Origin of the sequence: Corallococcus terminator, from assembly GCF_049194865.1 — a bacterium.
Taxonomy (GTDB): domain Bacteria; phylum Myxococcota; class Myxococcia; order Myxococcales; family Myxococcaceae; genus Myxococcus; species Myxococcus terminator_A.
The window spans coordinates 17819-33000 of the sequence record NZ_JBLZWL010000076.1 but is presented as its reverse complement, the minus strand read 5'-3'; the positions used below and the strand labels follow the sequence as shown (position 1 = coordinate 33000).

12 protein-coding genes are annotated in these 15182 nt (G+C 66.2%); 3 read left to right on the top strand and 9 right to left on the bottom strand.

Features of this window, described 5'->3' with window-relative positions:
* Window positions 1–390: 390 nt before the first annotated feature.
* From ACN469_RS24440 to ACN469_RS24415, 6 genes are all read right to left on the bottom strand, one after another.
* Entirely contained in the window at window positions 391–1113 is a 723-nt protein-coding gene (locus ACN469_RS24440; protein ID WP_498771271.1) for an immunity 52 family protein, read from the bottom strand.
* A 30-nt stretch (window positions 1114–1143) separates the two neighbouring features.
* Complete coding sequence (locus ACN469_RS24435; RefSeq protein WP_498771269.1) at window positions 1144–2403, bottom strand: Tox-REase-5 domain-containing protein; 1260 nt, start codon at window positions 2401–2403, stop codon at window positions 1144–1146.
* Window positions 2404–3289: 886 nt separating this feature from the next.
* Window positions 3290–4213 carry a hypothetical protein gene (locus ACN469_RS24430; protein ID WP_498771267.1) on the bottom strand — a complete coding sequence of 308 codons (924 nt, stop codon included), beginning with the start codon at window positions 4211–4213 and terminating at the stop codon, window positions 3290–3292.
* A 689-nt stretch (window positions 4214–4902) separates the two neighbouring features.
* Entirely contained in the window at window positions 4903–6273 is a 1371-nt protein-coding gene (locus ACN469_RS24425) for a leucine-rich repeat domain-containing protein (protein ID WP_498771265.1), read from the bottom strand.
* Window positions 6274–6380: 107 nt separating this feature from the next.
* Complete coding sequence (locus ACN469_RS24420) at window positions 6381–8636, bottom strand: di-heme oxidoredictase family protein (RefSeq protein ID WP_498771263.1); 2256 nt, start codon at window positions 8634–8636, stop codon at window positions 6381–6383.
* Window positions 8637–8776: 140 nt separating this feature from the next.
* On the bottom strand, window positions 8777–9637 hold the full coding sequence (locus ACN469_RS24415) for an SDR family NAD(P)-dependent oxidoreductase (RefSeq protein WP_498771261.1): 861 nt from the start codon (window positions 9635–9637) through the stop codon (window positions 8777–8779).
* Window positions 9638–9691: 54 nt separating this feature from the next.
* Between ACN469_RS24415 and ACN469_RS24410 the strand changes: the two genes are divergently transcribed.
* The gene (locus tag ACN469_RS24410) at window positions 9692–10108 is read left to right on the top strand and encodes a winged helix-turn-helix transcriptional regulator (RefSeq protein WP_498771259.1); all 417 of its coding nucleotides are present in this window, start codon (window positions 9692–9694) and stop codon (window positions 10106–10108) included.
* 34 nt (window positions 10109–10142) lie between these two features.
* On the opposite strand, the gene ACN469_RS24405 is transcribed toward ACN469_RS24410, so the two are convergent.
* Together ACN469_RS24405 and ACN469_RS24400 are read right to left on the bottom strand one after the other, a co-directional pair.
* Window positions 10143–10595: a GNAT family N-acetyltransferase gene (locus tag ACN469_RS24405; RefSeq protein WP_498771257.1), complete on the bottom strand. Its 453-nt coding sequence runs from the start codon at window positions 10593–10595 to the stop codon at window positions 10143–10145.
* 235 nt (window positions 10596–10830) lie between these two features.
* The gene (locus ACN469_RS24400) at window positions 10831–12519 is read right to left on the bottom strand and encodes an FG-GAP-like repeat-containing protein (RefSeq protein ID WP_498771255.1); all 1689 of its coding nucleotides are present in this window, start codon (window positions 12517–12519) and stop codon (window positions 10831–10833) included.
* A 272-nt stretch (window positions 12520–12791) separates the two neighbouring features.
* Here ACN469_RS24400 and ACN469_RS24395 point away from each other — a divergent pair, with 272 nt between their 5' ends.
* Together ACN469_RS24395 and ACN469_RS24390 are read left to right on the top strand one after the other, a co-directional pair.
* On the top strand, window positions 12792–14213 hold the full coding sequence (locus ACN469_RS24395; protein WP_498771253.1) for a right-handed parallel beta-helix repeat-containing protein: 1422 nt from the start codon (window positions 12792–12794) through the stop codon (window positions 14211–14213).
* A gap of 159 nt (window positions 14214–14372) precedes the next feature.
* The gene (locus ACN469_RS24390; RefSeq protein WP_498771251.1) at window positions 14373–14552 is read left to right on the top strand and encodes a hypothetical protein; all 180 of its coding nucleotides are present in this window, start codon (window positions 14373–14375) and stop codon (window positions 14550–14552) included.
* A gap of 90 nt (window positions 14553–14642) precedes the next feature.
* Here ACN469_RS24390 and ACN469_RS24385 read toward each other — a convergent pair whose 3' ends face one another.
* Window positions 14643–15170, bottom strand: a complete 528-nt coding sequence (locus ACN469_RS24385) for a hypothetical protein (protein ID WP_498771249.1) — start codon at window positions 15168–15170, stop codon at window positions 14643–14645.
* Between the last annotated feature and the right edge of the window lie 12 nt (window positions 15171–15182).

Below are 15182 nucleotides of genomic sequence, written 5' to 3'. Positions count from 1 at the left end.
ACGACACGAGAGAATCAAGTCCGTGGCAGTGGGACGCGGTCCAACTCCTCGATACGCTGTTGCTGGCGTGGGGAAATGCAGGGGAACGGCCGCGGGGTGAAAAGAAAAAGGCTCGAAAACCCCTGAGGATTACGAGCCCTTTCCAGTGGAGGCGGAGCGAATCGAACCCTCGTCTGGACGGCGCGAAGACCCAGCAGAATCGCGCCCTTACCTCGTAACCGTCCGGAACAACTCAACTTCGTTATCCCTCCGCGTCCCCTGTCGTCCCGCCATGTTCCAGCGCGTTCCGCAGGTTCATGCGACATACGCACAACATGGTGGGGCCTGCCAGCGCAAGGCTCCAGGAGGAGTAGAGGGGCCGAGCGACGAACGACTCGGTCCCTCGTATTCCTACGGTTGGGCTTGGAGCGGCTTCAACATCTCCGCTCGGTCCAGCAGATCATGCACCCGCTCGGCCAAAGCCACATGCTCCGGATTGCTCACAGTGAAGCGCTCGGGGGTCAGGACAATCAGCGTGCCCTTGTCCCCCACTGACTCTACACGCACCGGAGCGGGAAGGGGCGGCACCGTGCCTCGATGTTGCGCGAGGTACGTCACCCACCCAGGAAGGACAGCAAAGGGGATGCCCTTGTCGACCATCTGAAGATGGGAAGACGACATGCCGACAGCCGAGTCGGGCTCCCACGCAATAGCCATGCTCCGCACAAGATGAGAGACGACTTTTGAAGTCAAAACGCGTTCGGCATTTGGTCCCTGGCTTGGAAGGTCGAACACACAACTGTTGCACACCACGTCTGTAAACCCGCCACACGTCACGTTGAAGGAGCTTCCGTCATGGTCATCGTGCGCACCGTTCCAAGCGCTGAAGCGGAATCCCAGATCCTCGAACACACGATCCCGGCCTCGGCGGACAATCTCTTCCAGCGAAGTGCGAGACGGTTCGATTGGACGCTTGAGCGCGTCCTTGCGCGACTTGCCTTGCTGGAACCAGTTGGAGAATGACGAATCAACCTCCCGGAGGGTGGAGAAGAATGCCTCTGCACGTCGGGCGCACTCCTCCGCAGTCTCCTTTCGTGCCCCCCAGTATGCTCCGGCAAAGTACGTCTCACTCATGGTGTAGGCCCTGTGGCATTGGCACCATACCTATTGGGCTGCGACATGGACCACGTCGATGCCATAGATTTTCTCTTTCTGGAACAGCAGTCGGATGGCTTCGGCCGTCTTCTCCTCTGCGATGAGCCACCGGATCGAAGCTCCAGTTCCCTTCGCGGCTCGAAGCTGCCTCCGCGCCTGCTCAACGAGACTCTTGGCTCCCGACATTTCAAACCAGATTTTCGGCTTGAGGTTGTCGAGGAACTTGTTCGCATAGCCCGGTCCCTTCGCCTCCAGCAGCACGCGCTTCTCGTACCCATCGAACTTCACTCCTCCGCTGTCTCTGCCGACTCCTCCGACCCAGTATGCCTCGTCGGAAGTGTGGCCCGTGATTTGTTCCTGGTAGCGCCGCGCACGGGGGGACATGGACTCCTTGGCTGGCGCCCACTGTCCGGGCCCTTTGGAAGGTCCCCCCTGCTTCGCCGCCGTGCCCGCCCGATGGAGGATGATGGCCGCGCCAGGCCCACCGCTCAGTACCGCCGCCGCTCGCCCCACCGGCACCGCGACGCGCCCCATGACGAGCGCGCCTTGGGCAGATAGCGACAGCACTGGCACCTCGGCCGTCACAAACGTCGCACCTTGCAGTGTGCGGGTTGCGGCAGACGCTGTGCCCCATGTGGCGATGAGGTTCGTCACCAGCTTGGAGACGGCCTGCACCTGCTCGCCGCGTGTCAAGTACTGGAAGCTCTCCAGGTACTCAGGCGACGAGGCCAGCAGCGCCGCCACGGCGGCAGGCATCTGTCGCAGCGCCGCGAGGTTGTCTGCTGGGGACGTGGAGAGGAACTGCCCCACCGCCATCGCCAGCCCGACGAACGCCTCTTCAGCTCCGTCCAGCGTGCGGCTCACGTAGTCGGCATCGTCGTGGACGTCCGCGAAGGCGCCGCCTCTCGTCTCCTCCAGCCGTGCGTTCAACTGCCGGAAGACACCGCCCTTGCCCGAGTAGAAGACACCCAGCTCGAAATGGCTCGCCCGAAAGGCACCGTCCTTCCACTCCACGACGCCCACGCGCTGCTGGGTCTGCCCGCTGCGCACCCACGCGAGGCAACCGTCAGGACGGAGGACCGCCAGTTGCGTGAAGCGCTCCACACGCCGCACCAGCTCGGCGCGCGGCACTTCGCCCGTGGCTAGCACCTCGCGCAGCATGAAGCCCACCGCGACTCGTGCCGGGAACTGCCCCAGCGTCACGTCCTTGCCCGTCAGTGCCTCCAACAGTCGCGCGGCGTGTGTCGGCGTGAGCGAACTGCCAGCCACGGGACGCGCGTCGCGGTCCGCAATCCCCGCGTCACGAAGCAGCGCGTCGAACGCATCGCTCCTCTGTCCTCGGGAGTGCCGAGCCTCCGTGCCCCCTTCCCCGAGGAGTGAGGAGCGATGAAGGAGCGTGCCCCTGCGAGTCGAGGGTTCAACTCCAGCGCATCCCGTGGCGAAGAAAACGGCGCACAGCATCCAGAGACCAGCACGCATTCTTCACCCCCATGCCTCGCTCCAAGGAAGGCAAGTGGGGTGAATGCTGGCATTCCTGTCTGACAAGACGACGGGGAACCGACTGCGCGGCGAGGAAATGCGAGACACTACAACCACATGAAGAGAGTGCCGCACAGGTCACCCTGGTAGTCCCGCCTCGGGAAAGCCCCATAGGGGAACACCGCCGTAGCCCCAAACCGTGCCTTGCAGCTCGAAAGGCGCTCCCTCAGGCAGGAACGGAGGCGGTGCTGGAGGAGGAGAGCCCTGCCTTTGGTGCGACGGTGGAGGAGCCCAGGAAGGAGCGCACCCCCTGTTTGGACTGGGCCGGGCTGGTGCGCAGGACGTTCTCCCTGGATGTGTTCGCGTGCTTGAGGTGTGGAGGCAGGGGGCGGGTGTTGGTGTACGTGAAGGGCGCAGGAGGGGTGAGAGCGATGCTGGAGCACCTGGGGTTGCCCAGAAAGCGGCAGGGCAGGCGTGTGTCTGCTGGAGATGAAGGGCTTCTGCGCCGGCTCGGCGTGCGTGGGCTCAGCGTCAGCATCCCTCACCTCCCCCTCTGCTCCCGCCCGCTACGCCCAAGAGGGCTCCTGTCCTTCCTATTCTCCCACCGCCAGCCTCGGAAGAGGGGAAGTCCGTCCGGACCGTCACGGCGAGGCGGTGGTCCCGAAGCCCGCCTCAATCACACACAGTAGTACGTCGGCGCCAGCTCCAGGACGCGCTGCTCGGCCATGGGGGAGAGCGCGCGCAGGCGTGAGAGGAAGAGGGGCGCCTTCATCCCCATTCCGATGAACCCCCAGACATACGAACGCTCCTGGGACTCGGCCAGGTGCTGGTGTTCCTCCGGGGTGAACGCGCGCCCCACCGCCTTCTCCAGCGTCTGGATATCCAACGCGAGCTGGGCGTTCAACGTCCCCCGCAGCGCCTGGAGCAGCTCCGCGTACTCCGTGAGGGCCGCGTCCAGGGTGTCAGGCTCCCGGGCGAGGATCTTCTGCGCCTCCAGGAAGTCCAGCCGGGTGTGCTGCGCCTCTTCGAGCCAGTGGTGCTTGAGCAGGTCGCAGAACAGCGGATCCAACGTCTCGGTCTTGTTTCCCCGGATTGTCTCCAGATAGTGCTGCTGCGTCATCAGCTCCAGGTGCAGGTTGAAGATAAGCACCCCCAGGTTCGACTTCGCCATGATGGCCCGCGCCACTTCGACGTGGTTGTCGAGCAGGGCGGGGACGACCTTGAACCCCCGGGCGAACGCGCTGGTGAAGCGCGCGAAGAGTTGCTGGTGCTTCAGCTCCTCCTCTGTGAAGCGCAGGAGCGCGCGCATGTGCGTCGCGTTCCCGTGCAACTCCAGCCCGGCGCGCTGCGAGGCCAGGGCCACCGCGTACTCCTCCAGGAACAGGAACAGGTGCGCATAGCTGTTGGAGCGGATGTGATTCAGCATCAGCCGCTCCTCGGCGTTCAGGAAGGGAATGGCCTCCGCGCCCGTCAGCTCATTCGAGAGGAACCGACGACTGAAATCCAGGACGGTGTCTTTGGGCAACAGCTCATCAAGACGCCAGGACACCTTCTCCGAACTCTGGATACAGGATTGATACTCAGTGGTTTGATTCAGCATTTGAAAATAGAACAATTCTCTCCATGGGAAGTCAAGCATTGTCGACATGGAAGGCTTTGCCGCGAGGCGTCGGCCTTTTTGATGCCGAGATGCCCCTCCGGAGGCTCGTTCAATTGTCTATGTGCAACGTGATTCCTCACCGCTTCTCATCCAGCAAGGGCACGGCGGGCGCCTCCCGGACCGACGCGAGGGGCCACTTCACCGCGAGGCCCCGCCAGGGCTCGGACCAGCGAGGCGCACGCGCACGACACCATCTGGGTCGGGAGGGCCCCAGCGTGAACGTGGCCCATGACGGAGCCACCATCGAGCACGAGGTGACCCATGCGCTCCTGGCGCCCTTCCGCCCACGGAGCCCCTGGCGGCTCGATGCCGTCGGGACCGATGGCTCGCCTGGCGCCATCGACGAAGGGCTCACCGACTATTTCGCCGCCTCCATCACGGGAGCCCCTTTCGTCGGCGAGCATGCCGTGCGAGACGCTGCGGCCTGGCGCTCGCGACACATCCACACCCTGGCCCGATGCCTCGAGGCGATCGTGGGCCAGCGTCATACCGACTCCCTCATCCTGTCCTCCGCGCTCTGGGCCCTCCGCGAGCCCGCCGCGGTGCGCGGAAACGAGTGCGAAGCTACGGCTCGCCGCGGAGGGAGCCGGCGGCCCCTGACGCCTGACGGAGCAGCTCCGGATCGCGATTCAACGCTCCCGGACCGAGCCAGTCAGCGAATACTCCTGGGTCCGGAATCCCGCACCGAAGCGGCCGACGAGCCTGGCCATGTGTTCGGGCGAAACAGCTGACGTGACGACTTCTGTCAGGCGCGGCATGCCCTTCGCGCTCACGAGCGCGGCGATGACAGCATCCAGATCGGTTCCCTCGACCTCCTCATCCTGACTCATGGCCGTTGCGTCGAAGTCGAGGTGTAGCTCGGTGAGGTTGGGCAAGTCGGCGCGGCCGAGGCTGTCCGCGGTCGTGTGGTTGACCTCCAGACGGAGCTCGCGCAGGCGCGGCAGGCGCCGAGCGACGAGACCTTGCTGCGACGCCGTGAGCTCGTTGCTCAGGGTCAGGGACTCGAGTGCGCCAAGAAGCTGAGACCGTCCAAACCCGGTGAGGGTCGTGCTCGAAAGATTGCAGCTCCGTAGGCGCAGGTGGCGCAGCGCGGTCAGGTAGGGAGACGCGATGAGGGACGCGAGCTCGTCATCCTCGACTCTCCAGAGAACGAGGTGCTCGACGGTCGTCATGCGTGCCGAGCCGGCGACGATCGCGGCGGCTCCTGGGACGTCGCCCAGACCGAGATGCGCGACGGCCAGGCGCGGCGACGTGATGAGCGCCGAGAAGCCGGGGCCAGGCAAGGCCGAGTCGCCGGCATCGTCGAAGCCGAGACAGCCCTCGAGCTCGAGCCCACGAAGGCGAGACAGGCTCGCGGCCCGGGCCAGGGCGTGGCAGCCCTCTTCGCCGATCTCGGAACGTGCGAGGTCCAAGCAGGCCAACGCGGGCAGGTCGAACAGACGACTCAGCCCCGCCGGGCCGATGCCGACGCGGGGGAGCGCGAGGCTCTCCAGACGCTCGAGACCGGCATCAGCGAGAAGGTCGGCCAGATCATCACCCACGGGGATGTCACCATCCTGGGCGTCGGGCATCGCGAGGCCGAAGCGGCGCAAGTGGGGCATCTTGCGCCGAGCCAGCGGCTCGTATGCCTCGACCGTGTGGAGCCCGGCGGCCAGCTCGAGTTCGTCCAGGTGATGCAGGAGCGGTGACGCAAGCACCTCGGCTACCCCCGTGACACCGAGCCAGTCGCAGTCGATGCGCAGCTCGGAGATGGCCCGTAGCCGAGAACACCGGGTGAAGGCGGGCACCAGGTCCTCGGACCCGAAACGCTCGTTGAGCCAGGCGCGATGGAGGTCGAGCCAGGACTCGGCGACTTCCCTCTGGATACCGCGAGCCACGCGGCCAGCCAGGACTTCGTCGAGTCGAACGAGCCCCACCACGGACAGACGCGACTCGACGGGGACGTCATCGCGGATCAGCTGCCGCGCGGCGAGCTCAAGGGGCCAGGGCCGTTGGAGCATGGTCGGAAAAGTATTGCCGAATCTGGCGCGGCGGCAAGTACGGCCCGCGGATTCGGGGCCGTGCTGGGAGCAGCGCCGGGCCGAACCGGGCGCCCGAGCTCATCGACTTAGAGAGACTGCAGGAACTCGAGCAATGCCGTCCGCTGGGGGACGCTCAGCGCGCGGAAGGACTCCTTGGAGGACTCGGCCTCCCCACCGTGCCACAGGATGGCCTCGGAGAGGCTGCGCGCACGACCGTCATGCAGATAGGCCTCCCCGCCGCTGACGCCGACCGTCAAGCCAATGCCCCAGAGAGGTGGCGTGCGCCACTCCGCTCCCGTGGCCCCCTCCTCCGGGAGGTTGTCCGCAAGCCCTGGTCCCATGTCATGCAGCAGCATGTCGGTGTAGGGGTGAATCACCTGGCTCCGCAGCTCGGCGTACGGATGATACGGGCCGGTCGTCAACGTCGAGACGTGGCACCGGGCACAGCCCATGCTGTTGAAGAGGCCTTCCCCCTGAAGCGCCTGGGGGGCATTGAGATTGCGGCGCGCGGGGACCCCGAGCAGGGCGATGTAGCGCACCATCCTATCCAGGTCCGCATCCGCCAACTCGGTGCTTGCACTCGCACACGTCTGCTCCGAGCCGCAATCCGGTACGGGGAAGACAGAGGTGGTGACCCCCATATCGACACTGAGCGCGTTCGCAATCTGCTGCCTGAGCCTCGCCTTGCCCGCCTTCCAGCCGAAACGCCCGGTGCGCGGCTGGCCTGTCTGTGGGTCGACCACCATCTGCATGCGCCCGGAGATGCCGTCGCCATTGGCATCGTTGGCATCGGCGAGGCTGGCAATCGTGCCCTCATCGAGAGCCTCCAGCAGGCCCAACCCGACCAGGGGCGGCGTGATGCGGGCCGAATGGTGCGTGGGAACGGGACCCGTGAAGCTGTAGAGGGGGCGCCGCAGTTGATAGCCCGTGCCATCTCCGAACGCGCCACTCGTCACCGTCCAACCCGAGATGCTCACGTTGCCCTCGGGGCTTCCGATGGTGCTCTGCGGTTGAAGGACCCACCCCAGTGCCGGATGCGCCGTCACGGAGGAACCGACTGCTCCCACCCTGACGGTATAGCGGAGGGGAGGCGAGAGGACGACGTGGCCATGGGGGTTCCCTCCACTGGGGCCACCGCCGCCCACCGTGAAGCTCACCGAGGACGTGGTGCTCAGTCCCCCCGTGGAGTTGCCAATGGTGAAGTGGTACTGGACGACCGTACCCGCCGCGATGTTGTTGAGCAGATGGATGTTCGCGTTGGAGCTGTCATGCGCCATCCGGAAGCTCTGCTGGGAGCCGCCGTTGAGCCGGTAGTGAAGGTCCGCCCAGGGGGCGTCATTCACATAGAACCGCAAGGCATACACGGACGTCGCCGGGTCGGGAGGCAGCGCGCGGCCATTGTTGAGGTGGCAGGCAACGCAGGTGCGCGCGATATATGCGGGCCCGAGCTTGTTCTGCTGCACGGTGAAGCTCGGGTTGCCAGCCTCCGAGTGGGAGCCATCGCCGAAGTCGGTGTGATGCAGGCGCCGCCCCTCGACGAACGGCTGGGCGTTCCCGGGCGCCATGTTCGTCGCCATCTGCTTGAACAGGTGCACCGGCTCGTTCGAGTAGTTGTAGCCGAGCGTCGTGCGTCCCCCCAGCCAGGCTGTCTCGGGCAGGGGGAACGAGTCCAGGTTCGAGCCCCTTGCTTCCCAGGGCACCATGCCGCCCTGGCCCACGATGTAGAGGAACGCTGTCCCGTAATAGTTGGCGCGTCCCACGACGGGAGGGAGCATGAAGGGGCTGAATTCAATCTCCATGCGGTCGCCCAGCTGGATCCGTCGGTTCTCCTTCGCATTGTAGTTGAGGGTGGCCGTGTAGTGCAGCGGGTCCACCTGCGTCATGTCCACGTTGAACCAATATTGAGAGAGCACTGCCTGGCCTTGGTAGAACGCGCGGAAGTCTGGCGTGTCCAAGGCTCGAAGTGAGGTGACGTTGACGGTGATATCGGTGCCACCCTTGGCAACCCTGTCGATGATCTCGATGCCGTGGGTGCGGTATTCGAAGTACAGCGGCAGGTAGTGCTCGTAGCTCTGGAACTGCGCTTCACGGGCGTGGCGATCTCTCGACCGGTCTCCGAGACGGGTGATGAGCGCCGTCGGCGTATCCACCACGACCGCGGGCTCGAGCGGGGTGCTGGAATCGAAGAGCGGGACCACCGAGGCCAAGGACGCCGGTATGGAAGACGGGGCGGGCTGTGCTCCATCGCGATGGACCTGGGGCGCGTCCCCGCAAGCGCCGCTGAACACCCCCAGGATGGCCAGACTCCAAGCCGCCACTCGTGCGATGGAAGGTTCTCTCATGCTCTTGACTCTATCTCACTGAAAGCGGAAATAACCTGAATTCCGGCTTGGCTTTCCGCGCACAGGACATGCGTGTGAAATGAGACAGTCGAGCAACCAGCACCGACAAAGACATGCAGTTCGCATCATGCGATTCGCAATCACGGCGCTTCATCCGCGGGCGCGGCCCCTCCCTTCCGGGCCGCGGACGCGACAAACGCGAGCACCTCGGGTGCCAGCGCCGAGAGCGGGAGCCGAGCGGGCTTGCCGCGGTTCACGAAGGCGCCGCTCGGTGCACGCTGCCTGCCGAGCGCGGCGTCGAGGACTCGGCGCGCGCCCTTCTTCGGATGACCGAACAAGAACGGAACGACCCAGACGAGCCAGCTGGGCATACCCCGGCCGCGCGTCATCGACGTGTCGTTCGGGCCGGGGCAGACACTCGCCAGCGTGACGCCGTCTTTGGCGAGCGTGGGGGCGAGCGCGTACGTCCACAGCGCGAGCGCCAGCTTCGACTCCGCGTACGTCCCGAGCAGCTTCCGGAAGACCCTCGGCGCAACGAGGTCGGGCAGGTCGAGCCGCTTCACCTGGAGCAGCGCGTTCGATGCGACGTTGAGGATCATCCCGTCCGTGCTGGCGGCAACGAGCGGGGAGAGCGCCGTCGTGACGAGGTAGGGCGCGAGCACGTTCACCTCGAAGTGCACGTCCCGGCCACTCGGAGCCGCGCGCGGGGCATCGAGGCTGACGCCCGCGTTGTTGACGACGAGGTCGATCACTCGCTCGTCGCGCTGGATTGTCGCCAAGGTCTCGTCGAGCGTCGCGCGGTCCATCAGATCGCCGCGATGGACTCGAAGCCGGCCGTCGCGTTTCGCTTGCTCCACGAGCGCCGCGTCTGCCTCATCGGCGCCCACCACGTCCGAGCGGTTCAGCGCGATGGCTCGCCAACCGTCGCGCAAGAGCTGCAGCAGGAGCTCGTAGCCGACACCCGAGCTCGCTCCTGTCACTACGGCGGTCCTCGTCTCCATGCGCCTCTCCATTCTTCGAACTGACAATGGTCAGGTATCGAATAGAGACCTAGTATGCAGAAGCGACCAAATCCACAAGGAGGCACTTTCGTGAAACCAGGTACCCTCGACCTGCCCGCTGACGTCTGCCGCGCGGTCGGCGACGTGCTCGGCCGCATCGGCGACAAGTGGGCGGTGTTGATCATCCGCATGCTCACGGAGCGATCGATGCGATTCAATGAGCTGCGTCGTGCCATCCCGGCGGTCTCACAGAAGATGCTGACGACCACGCTGCGCAACCTCGAGCGCGACGGCTATCTCACGCGCAGCGTGACACCGACGGCGCCGCCCCGCGTCGACTATGCGCTCACGGCGCTCGGCCGCGACGTCATGGTGCCGATGAACCAGCTCGCCGAGTGGGCGCTCGCGCACCGCGGCCATGTCGAACGCGCGCGGAAGAAGTTCGACGCGGCGGCCACTCCTTCGCGCTGAGCGGGCCTTGGACATCCAGGTGATGGTCGCCGCGTTACGTCGAACCAAGCCTCATGAGGACTTCGGCGACTCCATCCTGGTGATGGGGGGCCTCGTCGATGATGGTGTGGAAGCCACACTTCTCGAGGACGCGGATCGACGCGAGGTTGTGGATCGCGACCCACGCATGAAGCGGCCGGATGGGCTCGACCACGAGAAACTCAGAGAGGGCCCGAGTGGCGATGCCCTTGCCCCAATGCTCGCGACCTATCCAATAGCCGATGAGGCGCTTGCCGTCCTGTTCCCAACCGCCGATGTACCCAACGACCACGCCACCCAGGACGATGGTGCGGGTGGTGTTCTCGGGGCGGAGAACGTTGGTGCGCCAGTGGGTCATGAACGCATCGCGCTCCCGCGATGGAAATGCGGCCATGCGCAGCGCTTCTGGGTCGCGCTGGTGTTCGAAGAGGATGGGAAGGTCCTCATCCGTGACGTTGCGGAGGAACATTCTGAAGAGGCTCCGTCCAGTCTGCGCCGCGAGGGAGGTCGCGAGGCGAGTGACAGAAGGGTTCTATCTGGGTCGGGCATGACGAAGCGCGAAAATCTGGACCGGCCTCGCGTGGGCTGGACAGGGCGGACCGCGACACACGCGGAGCGCGCGAGCGATACGCGTCTCCACTGATGACATTGGGCGGGGGCAGCCCGGGGCACGGGCGCGGTGCCGTGCCCCGGAGGAGAGACGGCTAGAGCGCGCCGTTCGTGTACGTCTTGCCCAGGAACACCTGCGTGCCCACGACGTTGGAGCCGAGCAGATCCACCTTGCCGTCGTTGTCGACGTCACCCAGGTAGCGGGGGGCCCCAGGGAACCAGGTGCCGCTGGCGACGGTGAAGTTCTTCAACACCGCCTTGGCGGGGAGGAAGCCCGTGCCCGTCGAGAACGAAACCCAGACATGGTCATGGCCGAACCCGATGATGTCCGCCCGGCCGTCTGCGTTGAGGTCGCCCAGGTGGCGAGGATAGGTCGTCGACGAGCTCCATCCGCCCACGCTCATGTCCGCGCCGTAGTCGGCGAGCCACGGCGAGGGCGCGGCGAAGGACGCCGTCGTCGCGGTGGACGTCGACAGCGCCACGATGACGCCCCACTCGGAGAACCCCACGAGGTCCGCCTTGCCATCGCCATTCACGTCCGCGACCCGGCGCGGGTGGCGCGCCCCATCCCAGCCGCCCAGCAACGGCGCGTTTCCAAAGGCCGCCAGGGCCAGCACCGGGGCAGCGAATTGTGTGCTCGCGGTGCAGAGCGCCCCCGTGCACTGGGACAGCGAGACCACCGTTCCGGCGTCATTGAAGCCGATGATGTCGGCCCTGCCGTCGCCATTCACATCGGCCACCATCCGAGGCGTGGAGCTCGCATCCGGCCAGCTCGGGTTGAGACTGTTGAAGCCGACGAAGGCGATGGCACCCGTCGCGAAGGCCGTGCCCGTCGAGTAGGACAGTCCGACGCCTGCGCCCCAGAACGAGATGAGGTCGGCCCGTCCGTCCGCGTTGACGTCGCCCACGGTTCGAGGCTGCGAGAAGCCCGGCGGCGTGTCCGTTCCGTAGTCCGTGCTCCACGCCTGGGATGCGAGGAAGAGTCGCTGGGCGGCGTCCACCTTCGCGACCCGTACACCGTCGTCGCGGAAGAAGACCATCTCGTTCTTCCCATCTCCGTCCACGTCAGCGATGTGACGCAGGTCGTACTCGAGAGAGAGGACGCTCAGGGTCGCGAACTCCTGCGACCAGCGCCGGGGGCCATACACGCTGGCCACGCCCACCTTGTCGAAGGCGCTCAGGGCCTCCGAAAGGTTGCCGTTGACGTTGCATCCGTCCATCGACTGCATGAGGGACGCCGGGTCATACCAGGTGAAGTTCGTGCCGAGGTTGATGGTCGAATTGCACGGCGCCACTGCGTCAGCCCGGTGCTGTTCGTGATTGAAGCCGAGGGTATGGCCCAGCTCATGGGATGCGAGGTATTGCAGCCGGCCGAGCCGGTAGGGGTAGGTGGTCTTCGGGACGGCGATATGGAGCGAGACGCCCTCTCCCGGAAGACGCAGCGCGCCCATCCCCAGGTATGCCGAACCTCCGCCTGGATCATCCGTGGCCGCCTCCAACTCGACACGGATGAACTTGTCCGTGCCGGTGGTGGGGCACGTGCTGGTCCAGGCGAACTTGACCAGGGACTCGAACTCCCAGGTGCGAGCCACCGATTCACGGATGAGCTGCTTCTCCGTGTCGAAGCCGGGCGTCACCCAGCAGATGGGGATCACTGGATTGGAGAGGGGCCAGAGCGTGACTCCGTTCTGGGAGTAGAGCGCGTCCGATGCTTCCGCGACCTCCTGCTCCTGAGACTGTACGTCAACCTCTCCAGCGCAGCCCGTGAGGACTGCTCCTGACACCGCAAGCCAACCTGCGCGCTGACGCCACGACACGAGGGTCTCCCGAAATGCCCCGGAAGGTGGAGCTGGGCATTCCTCCTTTCCATACGGAGGGACCCGCTCAATCGGGGCGTCGGAATCGCGTCGGCGCGTGTGCGGCGCGGCATCGAGCAGTCGACGGTAGTCCTCGCTCGGCGCTGATGACCTTGCCGTGCTGAATCGGGAAGGCTCCATGGGCCCACGGCCCCCGTGACGCGCTAGACTCCAAGGCCCCCTCGCTTGGAGTTCCCTGGATGAGAACAACCCTCCTCGTCGTCCTCCTCCTGCCGCTGTCAGGCGCCGCCGCCACGAAGAGCGTAACCACCGTGGCGGAGCTGCAATCCGCGCTGTCGTCAGCGAAGGCCGGCGACGAAATCGTGCTCGCGGATGGAACCTACACAGTGAACGCGAACCTGAACTGCGCGGCGGAGGGCACCGACGCCCAGCCCATCACCGTGCGCGCGGCGAACCGTCATGCGGCGCTCATCCGCTTCAACGCCACCGAGGGCTTCAAGGTCTCGGGTCGCGCCTGGGTCTTCGACGGGCTCACCATCGAGGGCATCTGTGACAGGGATCAGGACTGCGAGCACGCCTTCCACGTCACCGGCCACGCGGAGGGCTTCGTCCTGCGCAACAGCCGCGTGCGCGACTTCAACGCCCAGCTCAAGGTCAACGCGACGAAGAACACCAGCGACGTCTTCGAGATGCCACACCGCGGGCTCATCGAGCGCAACGAAATCTACGACACGCGCCCGCGCGCGACAGGGACGCCCGTCACCAAGCTCAACATCGACACGGGCGACGACTGGGTGGTCCGCGACAACGAGCTGCACGACTTCTCCAAGCAGGGAGGCATCGCCTACGGCGCCTTCATGAAGAGCGGCGGCAAGCGGGGGCTCTTCGAGCGCAATCGCGTCTTCTGCGCGAGGGACCAGCCGGCCTCGGACACGCGAATCGGCCTGTCCTTCGGCGGCGGGGGAACGGGGGCGGCGTTCTGTGCGCCAGCCTTCGACGCGACGGTGCCATGTGACCCCGAGCACTCGGATGGCATCCTCCGGAACAACATCGTCGCCAACTGCTCGGATGTCGCCGTCTACCTGAACCGGGCCGCGCGCACGCAGGTGCTCTTCAACACCTTCATCGGCACGACCGGCGTGGACTTCCGCTTCCCGTCCTCCACCGGCGAAGCCCACGGCAACGTGTTGTCGTCCGTCATCCGGGGACGCGACTCCGGCAGCTTCACCGCGGGCACGAACCTGACGAATGTGGCCATGGGCACCTGGACGTCCTGGTATGTCGCGCCGGTTCAGGGCGACTTGACGCTGAAGGGCCCGGTGACGCAGCTCGTGGGCGCCGCCGCCGCCAGGAGCAACGTCACCGATGATTTCTGCAAGCGGCCACGGCCCACCACCGGGCCCTCGACACTGGGGGCGCTGGAGCACTCGCTCGGCGACTGCCAGCCCGTCACGCAACAGCCTGATGCCGGCCTTCCCGATGCGGGAGCTCCGGACGCGGGAAGCGGACCCCCAGACGCGGGCACGAACACGGACGCGGGCACGAACACGGACTCCCCCAAAGACAGCGGAGGCTGCGGCGCCAGCCCGGGCCTGTGGCCCTTGCTCCTCGTGCTGTTGCTGCCGCTGAACCTGCGGCGCCGCCCCACCGTTCGCCGCTGAACCCCCGCCACTCTCGGCGACGACCGCTGTCAGACGCGAGCAGGGCTGGCCCATGAGTTCCCGGGCCTCTCGCAGACGGCGCGGCGCCATGCCAACGGCTCCATCACCACCGGCGCTCCGGAGCACTGGACGCTGGAGGGCTGGAACGGCAGCGCCTGGGTGACGGCGGACACGCGCGGCAACCAGACGGGCTGGGCCGGCCCTGACCGCCGCGAGTTCGCCTTCGCTGCACCCGGCTCGTACAAGAAGTACCGGCTCAACGAGGGTCGGGTCGAACAGACGACTCAAGGGGAGCAGTCCGTCCCTTGCTCGCCGATGGTGGTGCGGGACACCGGATGAGTGGTGCCCGTCCGGGAGTGTCACCAGTCCGCCTGTCGGTCCATGCGCCTGTCGGGAATCAGCCGCACCCCCGCCGCCCGGCCCGCTTCGTCACAGCACCTTGGTGATGACGAGGGTGCTCGTGCCCACCAGCGACGTCATGCCCGCGGGCGCCAGGCACGCCGCGAGCTGCGTGCTGACGTACGCGTTGGTGAGGACGACGAGGTCTCCGGCGAACCGGCCCGAGTTCACCCGGCCGAGCGAGACGAAGATCTGCAGGTTGCCCGCGACGTTCACGCCGGTGCCCGTTACGGAGAAGGCCGACTGGCTCCCGTCGTTCCACGTCACGAGCAGCTCCGCCCCGCCGATGTTGGCCAGGCAGCTGTTGAAGTACGTGGCCTCCATGTCCATGACCCCCGAGGTGATGGTGGGCTCCGTCGAGGTGCACAGGTTGTAGTTCGTGTAGTTCGTGTAGTGCACGTTCGCGGGGACCAGCTTCAGCCCCGGCGTCCACGTCTGCTTCACTGCGCCCGCGCAGGTGATGTCCGTCAGCCCGAGCTGGGCGCTGGCGGGGGCTGCGTACACGAGCAGGGCGAAAAGCAACGCGGGGAGGCTGGACAGCAGGTTTCGCGGCGTCATGACGACTCCATG

Excerpts from the sequence above, each read along its gene's own strand:
- ACN469_RS24440 (WP_498771271.1), bottom strand. The coding sequence starts at position 1,113 with ATGAGTGAGACGTACTTTGCCGGAGCATACTGGGGGGCACGAAAGGAG.
- ACN469_RS24430 (WP_498771267.1), bottom strand. The coding sequence starts at position 4,213 with ATGCTGAATCAAACCACTGAGTATCAATCCTGTATCCAGAGTTCGGAG.
- ACN469_RS24425 (WP_498771265.1), bottom strand. The coding sequence starts at position 6,273 with ATGCTCCAACGGCCCTGGCCCCTTGAGCTCGCCGCGCGGCAGCTGATC.
- ACN469_RS24420 (WP_498771263.1), bottom strand. The coding sequence starts at position 8,636 with ATGAGAGAACCTTCCATCGCACGAGTGGCGGCTTGGAGTCTGGCCATC.
- ACN469_RS24415 (WP_498771261.1), bottom strand. The coding sequence starts at position 9,637 with ATGGAGACGAGGACCGCCGTAGTGACAGGAGCGAGCTCGGGTGTCGGC.
- ACN469_RS24410 (WP_498771259.1), top strand. The coding sequence starts at position 9,692 with ATGCAGAAGCGACCAAATCCACAAGGAGGCACTTTCGTGAAACCAGGT.
- ACN469_RS24405 (WP_498771257.1), bottom strand. The coding sequence starts at position 10,595 with ATGTTCCTCCGCAACGTCACGGATGAGGACCTTCCCATCCTCTTCGAA.
- ACN469_RS24395 (WP_498771253.1), top strand. The coding sequence starts at position 12,792 with ATGAGAACAACCCTCCTCGTCGTCCTCCTCCTGCCGCTGTCAGGCGCC.
- ACN469_RS24385 (WP_498771249.1), bottom strand. The coding sequence starts at position 15,170 with ATGACGCCGCGAAACCTGCTGTCCAGCCTCCCCGCGTTGCTTTTCGCC.